Genomic DNA, 13,522 nt, shown 5'->3' with positions numbered 1-13,522 from the left:
CATTCCGGTGCATAGCAGGCCAGAATCATGGGAATGCTTCACTTTTCAATGCGGGTGGAAAATCTTTCCTGGGTTGAAGATGGAATCGGGATCGAGGGCTTCCTTGACCTGTCGCATCACGTCGACGGCATTGCCGAGTTCCTGCTCGAGAAACGCCATCTTACCCTGCCCTATGCCGTGCTCACCCGTGCAGGTGCCGTCCATGGCAAGCGCTCGGGCGTTGAGGCGCCCCACGAAATCCTCGACAACGGCAATGCCTTCCGCAGTCTTGTCGTCGAAGAGCACGAGCACATGGAAGTTGCCGTCGCCCGCATGGCCCACGATAGGGGCCAGCAAACCATGCGCTTCGATATCGGCCTGGGTTTCCGCGACGCATTCCGCAAGCCGCGAGATCGGCACACAGACATCCGTCGACAATGCAGCGAGTTCAGGTGCCAATGCGCGGCAGGCCCAGTAGGCGTCATGACGCGCTTTCCAGAGCTTGTTGCGCTCCTCGGCATTGTCCGTCCAGAGAAACTCGCCGCCGCCGCACTCCGCCGCAATCTCTCCAAATTGCGCCGATTGCAGCGCGACTGTCTCGTCCGTGCCGTGGAATTCGAGGAAAAGCGTCGGCTTTTCTTCGTAGGTCAGGCCGGAATAGCGGTTAGAGGCGCGCATCTGCACGGCATCGAGCAACTCGATGCGCGCGACCGGAATGCCCATCTGAATGGTCATAATGACGGCATCACAGGCAGCCTTGATATCCGGGAACGCGCAGGCGCCACCGGCAATCTTTTGAGGAATGCCCTGCAGCCGCAGCGTAACGGACGTCAACACGCCAAGCGTGCCCTCGGCGCCGACGAAAAGCCGCGTCAGATCATAGCCGGCGGAAGATTTCTTGGCACGGCGTGCGGTGCGGATTTCCTCGCCATTGGCGGTGACGACGGTCACAGACAGCACATTGTCCTTCATCGTGCCATAACGCACGGCATTGGTGCCAGAAGCGCGCGTCGACGTCATGCCGCCGATCGAGGCATTGGCACCCGGATCGATCGGAAAAAACAATCCGGTGTCGCGCAGATAGACGTTGAGCTGCTCGCGCGTCACCCCAGGCTCGACCGTGCAATCCAGATCCTCGGCATTGACTTCGAGAATGCGGTTCATGCGGCTGAAATCGATGGAGATTCCACCATTCGGAGCGTTCACCTGCCCTTCGAGCGAAGAGCCCGTGCCAAACGGGATGATCGGAACCCGATGCTCGGCACAAGCCTTGACGACGGCCTGCACGTCGTCGCACGTCTCGGCGAAAACGACGCCGTCTGGAAGCTGCGGAGGAATGTAGGTGGTGGTATGGGCGTGCTGTGTACGAAAACTTTCACCGGTCTGGAAACGCTCCCCGAAAGCCTGCTTCAAGACGCCGAGAACGGCTGATATCCCAGCCTCGTTGCGTTTTCCCGCCTTCGCATCAGCCAGAACCATAGTCCGAATCTCCCATCGCGAGCACAAAGGACGTTAACCTTTTGCGGTTCTATGGGACATAGAAACAGCCGTGTCCAGCCATGAAAAGGGCGAAACCGACCTCCCTTCCTCAGAGGGGTTGATGACGACTTCAAACCGCTTGAAGGCGCACCGCCAAAGCCGGTCAGCCGGGCGTTCCCGCCGCGCGAACCATGCTGCTCCAGGCGCCTGGCGCAATACCGAATGCCTTCTTGAAATGCCGGGTCAAATGGCTCTGATCGGCAAAGCCGGTCGCAGCGGCAACTTCAGCAATCGGTTCGCCCTCGACGATCAACGCCTTCGCCTGCTGCAGCCGGCGCATCAGCAGAAATCGATGCGGGCTGGTGGCGAAAGCGGCTCGGAAATGCCGAGCAAGCGCAAACCGGTCGAGGCCAGTGATCTGCTCCAGCTCCTGGGAGCGAACACCGCGTGTGACGTGCGCTTCCAGATATTCCCGCGCCGCTTTCGCCTGCCCCCAAGCAATGCTGCCCAACGGCCGCTGCGGCAGGCGCGCATGCTGCACGAGGCCATCGGCCAGGCGAGAAACGAAGTCGTCGACGAAGAGCTCATCGAGTTCGCGATCAAGCTCGCCCAGCGCCGCCAGCAGCAAACCGGCAAGCCGATCGTCTTCAACGATCGGGTCATCGACGAAAGGCAGGCCGATGCGCGCGGCCTCCAGGCACTGGAAGAGCACCGAAGGCTCCAGATAGAGCATGCGATAGACGAGCCCGTCCTCTGTCGCAGCTCCGCCGTCGTGCAACTCGTCCGGATGAAGGATGATCACCCGCCCCGGCTGGCTATAGCGCCGCTCGCCGCGATAGCGGAACGTCTGCACGCCTCGCATGGTGACGCCAAGCGCATAGGTATCGTGTCGATGCAGATCGAACGCATCGCCTCGAAACTGCGCCTGGATTCGCTCGATGCCGGGATAAGCTGGCGCCGACAGGATGCGGTTGGCATCGGGCGTCACGCACAAACGTTCAAGACCCTCGAAGATCTGTCCGGCTACATCGTCGCGCAATGTCCCATTTCCAGGCTGCATGAAAGTGACCATCGATGTTCGATACTAAAATCGCGATCGTTCTGCGGAGCGATCTTCAATCCTGGCAGAAGCTGAACGTGACTGCCTTCCTGTCGACAGGCATCGCCGGGCAGCATCCCGATATCATCGGTGAAGCCTATCGCGATCGCACCGGCAACGTCTACAATGCTTTGTCGATCCAGCCGATCATTGTCCTTTCAGCCGACCAAGACAAGATCTCCGCCATCCATCGCCGCGCGCTGGAACGCGGCGTCACCTCTTCCGTTTTCATCGAGGAAATGTTTTCAACCGGCCATGACGTGGCCAATCGTGCAGTCTTTTCCGAGTTCACCCCTGAAGACGCCAAGGTCGTCGGCATCGCCTTGCGTGCGGAAAAGAAGATCGTCGACAAGATCACTAAGGGCGCAAGCATGCATGCGTGACCGTGCAAGTAAAAAGAACGGCCGGATCGTGAGACCCGGCCGTTTCATTGAACAGGTTAGCCGTTCTGCGTGATCGGCGCGATCTGGATCTCGACGCGGCGGTTCTGGGCGCGGCCAGCCTCGTTCGCATTCGTTGCAACCGGCTGCGAAGGACCGAAGCCGATGGCCGACATGCGACGCTGATCGATACCCTGGCTGCTGAGATAGGAAGCAACCGAGCCGGCACGGCGCTCGGACAGATCCTGGTTATGCTGCAGACTTCCGGTCGAATCGGTGTGACCGTTGACGTCGATGAGGGTGCGGTTGAATTTGCGCAGAACGATTGCGACGGAATTGAGCGTCGCGAAGAATTCCGGCTTGATCGCATCCCTGTCGATGTCGAAAGTGATGGCCGACGGCATGTTGAGGATGATGCGGTCGCCGACGCGGGTAACCGAGACCCCGGTGCCCTGCAACTGCGCACGCAGCTCGGATTCCTGCTGGTCCATGTAGTTGCCGATACCGGCACCCGCGAGAGCACCGACGCCTGCACCGATCAGCGCGGCATTGCGGCGCGACGATGGCGAATGACCGATAAGAAGACCGGCGACCGCACCGACGCCGGCGCCGATCGCCGCACCGCCGGCCGTGTTGGACACCTTCTGCTCGCCCGTATAGGGATCAGTCGTGGTGCACGCGTTCAAAAAGGCTGCCGCTAGGGCAAGAATGGCAATTTTCTTGATCATAGAATCGTCGCTCTCCGGTTCGATGTCCGCAGCAGATATGAAACATTGCGGCAAGATGATGAAGAGAAATATTCACCAATTCTCTGTTCCCTGTGTATAGAGCATATACACAACTCCTGCAGAAAGCGCGGGCTACCGGCGCTCTGCGGGGTCGATGGTAACCCCGCCCCACCTTGCTTGCGGCGCCGATTGGCGATCACGCGGCGTGGAAAAGCTGAAGCACGGCATTAAAGCTTGCATTGGCGATCGACAAAGACTGCAGGCCGAGCTGCTGCTGTGCCTGCAGCGCCAATACTCTGCTCGACTGTTGCTCCATATCAGCGTCCACGAGTTTGCCCACACCGGTCGTGAGGGAATCGTTGAGATTTTTGGCGAACTCAGTCTGAAGACTGATGCGGGACTCAAGCGAGCCGAAAGCAGATCCGATCGTATTGAGCTGCTTCAACATCCCCGTCACCGTGTTGACCATGTCGGTGATCGCCCCCTTCGTCGTATTTGCATCAAGGGAGATTTCGGTCTGGCCGCTGGTGCTGCCGTTTTTGCTGCTGATCAGGACGTAGTTCTTGGCCGCGCCGGCCGCCGTCGCAAAGGCGGTCGATGTCAGCACGCCGTATCCGCCCGAACCACTCGATTGATCGTCGATCAGATATCGGGCATCCGCGGGAACGATGGGGCCGCCGGTCGAGGTCACGCCTTCGTAGTTCAGCATGCCGATCGAGATGCTTCCATTGGTGTTGCGGATAAAGGACCCGGGAATCTGATGCGGCTTTGTCGGATCCGTGCCGTCCTGCAACACAGTCCAATTGACGCCGTTGAAGGTTGCCGATTCACCGACGCTGCGCAGTTGCTGCTTGAGCTGGGTGATTTCGTCGTTGAGCTTGGTTTTGTCGACGCTCGTCTCATAGGCGCTGACAAGCTTCGTGCGGATCTGCGTCACGACATCGATCGCACCCTCCACGCCTGTGGAGGCCGTGTTGACGGTCGAGGCAGCAAGACCGAGTGCATCCTGCACCGACGATATCGCGCCGACGTCGGTGCGCGTCAAAGCGGAGATTCTCCAATAGGTGGCGTTGTCCTTGACCGTCTGCACTCGCAGCCCGGACGACATCTGCCGCTCCGCATTGGCCAATTTGGTCTGGGTGTCCCTCAGCACTTCCAGTGCTGTAGTCATAGAGGGAGTGACCCTGATAAAGGTCGAAAAAATACTCACGGCACACGAACTCCGGACGCAACAATACGCAACAAATACAAGGAAACATTGCAACCTTGCCGCGGGCAATCATGCACACGGGCCGATCGTGTCGGCGCACGGGGAACCAGGCAAAAACAACGCCAAAGTTCCAGCGGTTACTCGCCGCTATGATTAGCAAACACACTTAAAAAAGCGCTAAGCCACACGCATAATTTACCATAAATCAGCGTGCAGCCTGAAATCTGCGCAATTTATCCGTGTCGACTTCATTCAGCCGCGCGAAGATTGGCCAGCTTTGTGCGCAGCACCGCATCGGACATTTCTTCGTGCAGACGCTGCTCTTCATGCGTCTGCGGCTTGGCGAAACGGGCGATGAGGAGATAGGCGACCGGCGTAATGTAGAGAGTGACCAGGGTCGCGAAACCGAGGCCGCCCACGATCACCCAGCCGAGCGCGATACGGGCTTCGGCGCCTGCTCCTTCCGCGAACACAAGCGGCACGCCGCCGAGAATGGTTGCGATCATCGTCATCATGACGGGGCGCAGCCGCAGCGCACAGGCCTGCTCGATCGCCTCTCGAACCCCCTCGCCCTTGTCGCGAAGCTGGTTGGCAAATTCGACGATCAGAATGCCGTTCTTGGCCATGACGCCGACAAGCAGCACCAATCCGATCTGGCTATAGATGTTCAGGCTCGAACCGGTGACAACGAGCGCAAACACGGCGCAAGCGAGACCGAGCGGCACGGTGGACATGATGATTAGCGACGACAGCACGCTTTCAAACTGGGCTGCTAGGACCAGGAAAATGATGACGATGGCGAAGCCAAAGGTCAGCGCCATGCCGCTGGAGTTCTCCTCCAGCGTCGCGGCTTCCGCGAGCGGCATCAAACGCGAACCCGGTGGCAGCAGAGGTGTAGCTATTCTCGTCACCTCCTCCACGGCCTGTCCGAGTGACATGCCATCCTTGAGGCCGGCGGTGATCGCCACAGACGCCAGCTGCTGATCGCGGGTAAGCTGCGGCGCGACGGCATTCTCTTTAAGCGACGCGATGACGGACATCGGCACGATCTTACCGTCGCCGGTCTTCAGAAAGACGTTTTCAAGATCCGTGGGATCGTCGATCGGACGCATCGTTGACGTCAGCAGAACCGGATAGGATTCGCCCGCGACAAAGACATCGACCACGGAGCGTCCTTCAAGCAGGGACTGGAGCGCCGTCGACAGCCCGGATATGTCGATGCCGAGATCGGACGCCCGCTCCCGGTCGATATTGACGGAGACCTGCGCCTGCGTCGGTTCGTTATTGAGCCGCGGCGTGTCGAAGCGACCGGTCTCATCGAGCGCGCGAACCAGCTTCAGGGCCGCTTCAGTCAGCGCTTCGTGATTGCTGCCAATAAGGGCCATCTGCACGCCGCTACCGGCGCCGCGAATGCGAAGGCTGTTGGCCTGGATGACATTGCCGCGCAGAGCCGGAACATCAGCCATGACGCGGTTGATATCGGCGACAATCTCTTGTTGCGTGCGATGCCGCTCATCCCAGGGCGCCAGCGTCAGCACCGTGAAACCGGTGTTCTTCTGGCTGTTCAGGCCGGAAATCGCATAAATATTGCGAAGATCGCCGCTATCCATCAGTGGCTGCAGCCGCTCCTCCACACGCTGCAGCTGATCCTTGGTGTAGTCGAGGCCAGCCCCTTGCGGCGTGGTCAGCCGCAGCATCACCATGGCCCGATCTTCATTGGGCGTGAGCTCGCTTTTGACATTCGTGAAGGCGAAGATGGCGGCGGCCGAAAACAGGGAGCAGAAGACGATGACCACGAGCGGCGCATTGAGACAGGCAAGCAGCGTGCGGCGATAGACATCGGCAAACAGCTCGCCGAAACGGCCGAGCATGCCGTGATCCTCGCGCATCTCCTTGGTCAGCATTCTCGAGGCGAGCATCGGACAAAGCGTCAGCGCCACGATCGACGACAGGCCCACAGAGAAGGCCAGCACGAATCCGAACTCACGGAACAGGCCACCTACCTGCCCCGGCAGGAATGACAGCGGAATGAACACGGCGGCAAGCGTCGCCGTCGTGGCGATAACGGCAAAAAAGACCTCACGCGTCCCAAGCACCGCGGCGGCCCGTGGTCCGATCCTCTCGGCACGGCGACGAACGATGTTTTCCAGCACCACGATGGCGTCATCGACCACAAGGCCTGTGGCAAGCACGATCGCTAGCAGCGTCAGGATGTTGATCGAGAATCCGACTATATAGAGGGCGGCAAGCGTGCCCGTCAGCGCCACCGGCATGGTGACGACGGGGATCAGCGTTGCCCGCCAGTCCCGCAGAAACAGATAGATGACGATGGTGACGATGACAGCCGAAAGGACGAGCGCCAGCATCACCTCATGGATGGCGCCTTGAATGAACACGGCATCGTCGTTGGTAACGACGATACGCGTCCCCTCCGGCAGCGATTTCGAAAGCTGCGCGACGACCGCCTTGATACCCTTCGAAATATTCAGCGTATTCGACTGTGCCTGGCGGATGACGCCAAGCCCAACGCCCTGCACGCCATTGGAGCGCAACACGGTCGTCCCGTCGCGCGGGCCGAGCGTGACGGTCGCGACATCGGAAAGCCGAACGCGATCCTTGATGATGAGCCGCGAGAAATCCTCCGGCGTCTGCAGCGCGGCCGTAGCGCGCACCACGATATCCTGGCGCACGCTCTTCAGCGATCCCGCCGGCACATCGAGCGCCGCAGTCGCAAGCGCCTTGGTGAGGTCGCCGATCGTCAGACCTCGCCCTGCAAGCGCGGCCTGATCGACATCGATGCGGAAGACCTTTTCCTGCGAACCGTAAAGCTCGACATCGGCAACACCGTCGACCGAGGCGAGCCGGCTGACGATTTCCTTGTCCGCAAGCTGGGTCAGGTCGTCCATCGTCATCGTGCTGGAGGTGACCGCAAGGCGCATGATCGGCTGCGAATCCGAATCCGCCTTGACGATCTGCGGCGCATCCGCCTGATCGGGCAGCTGTTCGGAGATGCGGCCAATGGCATCGCGGACATCGTTGGCGGCAACCGAAAGATCGATGGCGTCAGAAAACTCCAGCGTCACCCGGCTCTGTCCGAAGGACGAGCTTGATGATACCGATTTCAGACCGCTGACGCGGGCAACCGCTCCTTCGATGACCTTGGTCAGTTCCTGATTGACAGTCTGCGGCGACGCGCCTTCGAAGGTGGTTCGCACGGTAACGACGGGGCGATCGACATCCGGCAGTTCACGCACCTCGACGCCGAAATAGGCGGCAAGGCCGGCAACGACCAACAGCGTATTGAAGACCAGTGCCAGAATAGGCCGCCGTACGAAAAGTGCGGTGAAGGACTGCTTGCCCGGGCTCGCACCGGTTTCGTTCATATCGCCGCCGTGCCCTGTCCCATGCCCCATCATTGCGTCATGACCTCCGCCGCCTGGGCGACATCACGGGCGAAACGAACCGAGCCACCCTCTGTCACGCGCTGCAATCCTTCGACGACGATGAGATCGCCGTCGCGAAGATCGCCCTTCACCAACACGGCATCCGGATTGCGCTGCACGATGCTGACGCGCACCTTCGAGGACTTGCCGTCGGCAACGCGCCAGACATGCGCGCCCTCCCCATCCCATTGGACGGCGAGCGGATCGACGGAGGGATAGGAATTGCCGGCAAAGCGCATGGCGACATTGAAAGACATGCCGGCACGCAGTTCGTCGGAAGCATTGTCGATGCGCGCACGCACGCGCAGCGTCCGGCTCGCGCCATCGACGCGATTGTCCACGGCTTCGACGGCGCCGGTGAAGATCCGCCCCGGCAGCGCGACCGATGTCGCCTCGACAGGCTGATCGACCTTGACCGTATTGGCAAAACGCTCGGGCACCCAATAGTCCACCAGAATCTCGGAGCGATCGTCCAACATGACGATGTTGGTCGACGTCGTGACGTTATCGCCGACGACGACGGGAACGATGCCGACGATCCCGTCGATCGGAGCGACGATCTCGCGGCGCTTCAGGGCGAGTTCAGCCGATTGCAGCGCGAGCTTCGCCCCCTGCTCGACGATCTCAGCATCGAAGACATCCATGCGCGACACGGTAGATTTGATGTTGCGATAAAGCTGGAATTTCTCCGTCGCACTCTTCAGCGCCACTTCAGCCTGTCCGCGGGCAATGATCTGTTCGTCGTCATCGAGACGCGCCAGCACCTGCCCCTGCTTCACCCTGTCGCCCGATTTGATGAGGATCTCCCGGATGGTCCCTGCTGCCTGCGGCATGACCACGACCGAGCGGATGGCATCACCGGTGCCGATCGCGCTGAGACGATCATTGACGATGCCGCCCTTGACCGGTTGCGTGACGACGAGCGGCGTATTCTGACCGCGCCGGGCGCCGCCATTTGCAACCTTGCCGGCCTGACCATCCTTTGCGGCATCGCTGGCCCCAAGCATCGCAACGACAGAGCCGGGAATACCAGCTTTCTGTAATAGGCCGGCCGCACCGGGCACGAATGCCACGGCAGCTGCAAAACCTGCTACCAATAAAAGAAAACATAAGGAAAGCTGCTTCCAGGCGGTCATGCACGTCTCCGGCTTGTTGTGTCAGAGGCGATGAAATCGCGTCGTTGGTTTGATATGGCCTCGTCTCTTCAGGAGCATGTGTTGAGGCCGGCTTCGGGTTGGTGGCGATATAACGCACGATTGTGCCCGATTTGCTGCAATATCGTTTTTTTGAGCATGAGCGGCAAGATTTGCCGCGCATTATGACAAAGTTGTAATCTTTGCGTGGACAACGATGCGTTTTATCAACGGCCTGACGCACCGCTTGCGGCACGAAAATCCGCCTTCCCGATGACTTACTCACCTGTGAATGTGCACTTTTTGTTCTAGTTTCGGCCCGTTTCTTTTGCCTTTCGGGGTAGAATCATTACATTGGGCCGCATGACTATCGGACACGACGACATTCCCTTCTTTGACGAGGAGCCGGAGCATCTGGCGCCGCGCCGTCCCGCGCCGGCTACCGGCAGCCTTGGCGGCGGCATCGCCGCCCGCGCCATGGCTGCACGCGACAGCGGCCGCCGGCCAGACTATCTTTCGGGCCTCAACCTCGAACAGGCTGAAGCGGTCGAGACGCTCGACGGCCCTGTTCTGGTGCTTGCGGGCGCCGGCACCGGCAAGACGCGCGTGCTGACGACCCGCATCGCCCATATTCTTTCCACCAACCGCGCGTTCCCCAGCCAGATCCTCGCCGTCACCTTCACCAACAAGGCGGCCCGCGAGATGAAGGAGCGTATCGCGCTGCTCGTCGGCGGCGCGGTCGAAGGCATGCCCTGGCTCGGCACGTTCCACTCGATCGGCGTCAAGCTGTTGCGCCGTCATGCCGAACTGGTCGGCCTCACCTCCAGCTTCACCATTCTCGACACCGACGACGTCATTCGGCTCATCAAGCAGTTGTTTCAGGCCGAAGGGCTCGACGACAAGCGCTGGCCGGCCAAACAGTTCGCCGGCATGATCGACACCTGGAAGAACAAGGGTCTCAGCCCCGCCGATATTCCGGAAGGCGATGCCCGCGCATTTGCCAACGGCAAGGGCCGCGAGCTATATGCCGCCTACCAGAACCGCCTGAAGACGCTGAATGCCTGCGACTTCGGCGATCTGCTGCTGCATCCGATCAACATGTTCCGGCGGAACCCGGACATCCTGAAGGACTATCATCAGCGCTTCCGCTACATCCTGGTCGACGAGTATCAGGACACCAACACGGCGCAGTACATGTGGTTGCGTCTGCTGGCACAGCGGCAGAAGGGCGAACCGCAGAACGTCTGCTGCGTCGGCGACGACGACCAGTCGATCTACGGCTGGCGCGGCGCCGAGGTGGATAATATCCTGCGCTTCGAGAAGGATTTTCCCGGCGCCAAGGTCATCAAGCTCGAGCGCAATTACCGCTCCACCGAACATATTCTCGGTGCTGCCGCGCATCTGATCGCCCATAACGAGGGCCGGCTCGGCAAGACGCTGTTCACCGATCGCTCCGATCCCGACGACATCAAGGTGCAGGTGCACGCCTCCTGGGATTCCGAGGAAGAAGCCCGCGCCATCGGCGAGGAGATCGAGCAGCTTCAGCGCAACAAGCACAATCTCAACGACATCGCCATCCTCGTGCGCGCCTCCTTCCAGATGCGCGAATTCGAAGACCGTTTCGTCACGCTTGGCTTGAACTACCGCGTCGTCGGCGGCCCTCGCTTCTACGAGCGCCTCGAAATCCGCGATGCCATGGCTTATTTCCGCCTCGTCTGCCAGCCGGCCGACGATCTTGCCTTCGAGCGCATCGTCAACACGCCGAAGCGCGGCCTCGGCGACACCACGGTGCGCACCCTGCACGATTATGCCCGTGTCCGAGATATCCCGATGCTGGCGGCAGCGGCCGATATCATCGAAACGGACGAGATGAAGCCGAAGGCACGCAAGGCGCTGTTCGACGTCGTGCAATCCTTCCGCCGCTGGCAGAGCCTGCTCGAAAACACGCCGCATACAGAGCTTGCCGAGCAGATCCTCGAAGAGTCCGGCTATACGGACATGTGGAAGAACGACAAATCGGCGGAAGCGCCGGGACGCCTGGAAAACCTGAAGGAACTCATCCGCTCCATGGATAGTTTCGAATCCATGCGCGGCTTCCTCGAGCATGTTGCCCTCGTCATGGACACCGAGCAGAACGAGAATCTCGACGCCGTCTCCATCATGACGCTACACTCGGCCAAGGGTCTCGAATTCGAAACCGTGTTCCTGCCCGGCTGGGAAGAAGGCCTGTTTCCGCACCAGCGCTCGCTCGACGAAAGCGGCCGCGCCGGCCTCGAGGAAGAGCGCCGCCTCGCCTATGTCGGCATCACCCGCGCCAAACGCCGCTGCCACATCTGGTTCGTCTCCAACCGCCGCATTCACGGCCTCTGGCAATCCACAATCCCCTCCCGCTTCCTCGACGAGTTGCCGGAAACGCATGTTCAGGTCGCCGAAGTCGAGCAGTCCTATGGTGGGTATGGCCGCGGCGGCTACGGCCAGTCACGTTTCGACAAGGCCGACCCTTTCGCCAACTCCTATTCCACGCCCGGCTGGAAACGTGCCCAGGCAAACCGCAATGACGCGACCCGCGACAACTGGGGCAGCCGCTCCGGCCATGCCGTCGAACGCATCGGCTACGGCGAAAGCGGCCCGAAGGTGCGCACCATCGACGGCGAGCTGGTAGCCAAATCCACATCCTCCGAACCTTCGAAATTCATGGTCGGTGACCGCGTCTTCCACATCAAATTCGGCAATGGCAATGTTTCCGAGATCGAAGGCAACAAGCTGACGATCGAATTCGACCGCGCCGGGCAGAAGCGCGTGCTGGACGGGTTTGTGGAGAGGGTGTGATTAGGAGCCGACGTAAGACTGGATTACAGCCTGAATTTGCGCCTTAGCCTTAAAGATATCTGTCGTCTGTGTGATATCAAACCGAGATCCAGCCTTCTCCGCATCGAAGATTGTTAGAAACTTCGTTTTGGAGTTAAAATGTAATCTGACAATTGGTTTGCGATTGTTGTCATCGAAGTTGATGCCGCAATAAGATTTTTGATCGCGCATGACAATTCGAGAAACATCTGCGAGCTCTGCTCCGATAGCTCGCACGATATTGAATCCGTCGATCTCCTCTTGAGTGGTTTCAATACCATCCCCATCGTCGTTGATTTGAGTGACGGAATCTAAGTCCTTAATAGTCGGTATATTCACATTCTCATTAAATGCGGCGCTCAATTTCTTCTGGATTTTCTGACGAACGAGATCATCAAATGCGCGTTTGATTATCGGTTTGAACTCGGCGACAACGGCCGCGGTAAGCTTGCCATCATGTATTTCTTTGGAAATGAACCGAACAAATTCGTCATCGGGATCATTAAATTGCGCTTCTATGCAGCTAATGGTTGCTTTCATTCGCTTCAAAGTGCTGGCTGAGCTCTTAATATCTTCAATCGAAAACTTTTCTTTGTGAAACTTTTCAAGCTCTTTCAAATCGTTATCGTCATAATCAAAAAGATCGAATTTAAAAAATGGATTGCTATCAAGTTTATTGGGTGCATCAAGGTCAGTAAAAAACCAGACTTGTATGCCGTTTGTAAGAATCGCAATTGAGCAATCTGTGGTCGAAAAATATCGATAAAGTTGGCTGTATTGAGCTTGGGAGAGATTGGCACTAACGGCCTTCGCCTCTAGAATAAATTCAATTCGGTCATTTATTTTTACGGCGTAGTCGACCTTCTCTCCCTTTTTTAAGCCAACATCAGCTATAAATTCCGGGACAACCTGCGTTGGATCAAAAACATCGAAACCAAGCGTACGCAAAAACGGCATCACAAGGGCGTTCTTTGTCGCCTCTTCAGTAAGAGCAATATTTTGCGCAGCGATTGCGCGCTTCGACAATTCTGCAACCTGTTCTTTGAACGACATAATTACCCCTCAAATCGATCCCCAGGCCAAACAATATTATATTCGCCGCCGGATGCAATCGATGCGAGCGTATATTTTTGATTGAGTTCAATTTTCGAGTTCGCCTAAGTCGAAAGCCCAATTTCCGGCTATAGGAAAATCTGCAAGGGAGCCAACGTCCGCTGGACGCTG

General features: G+C 58.9%; 9 protein-coding genes. 2 read left to right on the top strand and 7 right to left on the bottom strand.

The annotated features are described in order from the left end of the window. Positions 1-45: 45 nt before the first annotated feature. Entirely contained in the window at positions 46-1,458 is a 1,413-nt protein-coding gene (locus tag GGD46_RS11140; RefSeq protein WP_184703837.1) for an FAD-binding oxidoreductase, read from the bottom strand. Positions 1,459-1,621: 163 nt separating this feature from the next. Continuing rightward, positions 1,622-2,518 carry an AraC family transcriptional regulator gene (locus tag GGD46_RS11135; protein WP_409527677.1) on the bottom strand — a complete coding sequence of 299 codons (897 nt, stop codon included), beginning with the start codon at positions 2,516-2,518 and terminating at the stop codon, positions 1,622-1,624. Between the two features lie 14 nt (positions 2,519-2,532). Between GGD46_RS11135 and GGD46_RS11130 the strand changes: the two genes are divergently transcribed. Continuing rightward, positions 2,533-2,940: a DUF2000 family protein gene (locus GGD46_RS11130; protein WP_184703835.1), complete on the top strand. Its 408-nt coding sequence runs from the start codon at positions 2,533-2,535 to the stop codon at positions 2,938-2,940. A gap of 56 nt (positions 2,941-2,996) precedes the next feature. Here the strand turns inward: GGD46_RS11130 and GGD46_RS11125 are convergent, their stop codons facing one another. From GGD46_RS11125 to GGD46_RS11110, 4 genes are all read right to left on the bottom strand, one after another. Next, positions 2,997-3,665: an OmpA family protein gene (locus GGD46_RS11125; RefSeq protein WP_184703834.1), complete on the bottom strand. Its 669-nt coding sequence runs from the start codon at positions 3,663-3,665 to the stop codon at positions 2,997-2,999. Positions 3,666-3,861: 196 nt separating this feature from the next. Next, positions 3,862-4,836 carry a flagellin gene (locus tag GGD46_RS11120; RefSeq protein WP_184703833.1) on the bottom strand — a complete coding sequence of 325 codons (975 nt, stop codon included), beginning with the start codon at positions 4,834-4,836 and terminating at the stop codon, positions 3,862-3,864. Positions 4,837-5,123: 287 nt separating this feature from the next. Beyond that, positions 5,124-8,258: an efflux RND transporter permease subunit gene (locus tag GGD46_RS11115; protein ID WP_184703832.1), complete on the bottom strand. Its 3,135-nt coding sequence runs from the start codon at positions 8,256-8,258 to the stop codon at positions 5,124-5,126. Positions 8,259-8,287: 29 nt separating this feature from the next. Next, the gene (locus GGD46_RS11110; RefSeq protein WP_184703831.1) at positions 8,288-9,454 is read right to left on the bottom strand and encodes an efflux RND transporter periplasmic adaptor subunit; all 1,167 of its coding nucleotides are present in this window, start codon (positions 9,452-9,454) and stop codon (positions 8,288-8,290) included. 360 nt (positions 9,455-9,814) lie between these two features. Here GGD46_RS11110 and GGD46_RS11105 point away from each other — a divergent pair, with 360 nt between their 5' ends. Then, complete coding sequence (locus tag GGD46_RS11105; protein WP_184703830.1) at positions 9,815-12,280, top strand: ATP-dependent helicase; 2,466 nt, start codon at positions 9,815-9,817, stop codon at positions 12,278-12,280. On the opposite strand, the gene GGD46_RS11100 is transcribed toward GGD46_RS11105, so the two are convergent. Beyond that, positions 12,281-13,351, bottom strand: a complete 1,071-nt coding sequence (locus GGD46_RS11100) for a type I restriction endonuclease (RefSeq protein ID WP_184703829.1) — start codon at positions 13,349-13,351, stop codon at positions 12,281-12,283. It abuts the gene before it with no gap. Between the last annotated feature and the right edge of the window lie 171 nt (positions 13,352-13,522).

It is taken from the genome of Martinezella lusitana (genome assembly GCF_014207095.1).
Lineage (GTDB): Bacteria > Pseudomonadota > Alphaproteobacteria > Rhizobiales > Rhizobiaceae > Rhizobium > Rhizobium lusitanum_B.
The sequence above is the reverse complement of the archived record's forward strand: the minus strand, read 5'-3'. Positions and strand labels throughout refer to the sequence as shown.

Bases quoted from the DNA above. Each gene is read 5' to 3' on its own strand.
- GGD46_RS11140 (WP_184703837.1), bottom strand. From the start codon at position 1,458: ATGGTTCTGGCTGATGCGAAGGCGGGAAAACGCAACGAGGCTGGGATA.
- GGD46_RS11135 (WP_409527677.1), bottom strand. From the start codon at position 2,518: ATGCAGCCTGGAAATGGGACATTGCGCGACGATGTAGCCGGACAGATC.
- GGD46_RS11130 (WP_184703835.1), top strand. From the start codon at position 2,533: ATGTTCGATACTAAAATCGCGATCGTTCTGCGGAGCGATCTTCAATCC.
- GGD46_RS11125 (WP_184703834.1), bottom strand. From the start codon at position 3,665: ATGATCAAGAAAATTGCCATTCTTGCCCTAGCGGCAGCCTTTTTGAAC.
- GGD46_RS11120 (WP_184703833.1), bottom strand. From the start codon at position 4,836: ATGACTACAGCACTGGAAGTGCTGAGGGACACCCAGACCAAATTGGCC.
- GGD46_RS11115 (WP_184703832.1), bottom strand. From the start codon at position 8,258: ATGAACGAAACCGGTGCGAGCCCGGGCAAGCAGTCCTTCACCGCACTT.
- GGD46_RS11110 (WP_184703831.1), bottom strand. From the start codon at position 9,454: ATGACCGCCTGGAAGCAGCTTTCCTTATGTTTTCTTTTATTGGTAGCA.
- GGD46_RS11105 (WP_184703830.1), top strand. From the start codon at position 9,815: ATGACTATCGGACACGACGACATTCCCTTCTTTGACGAGGAGCCGGAG.
- GGD46_RS11100 (WP_184703829.1), bottom strand. From the start codon at position 13,351: ATGTCGTTCAAAGAACAGGTTGCAGAATTGTCGAAGCGCGCAATCGCT.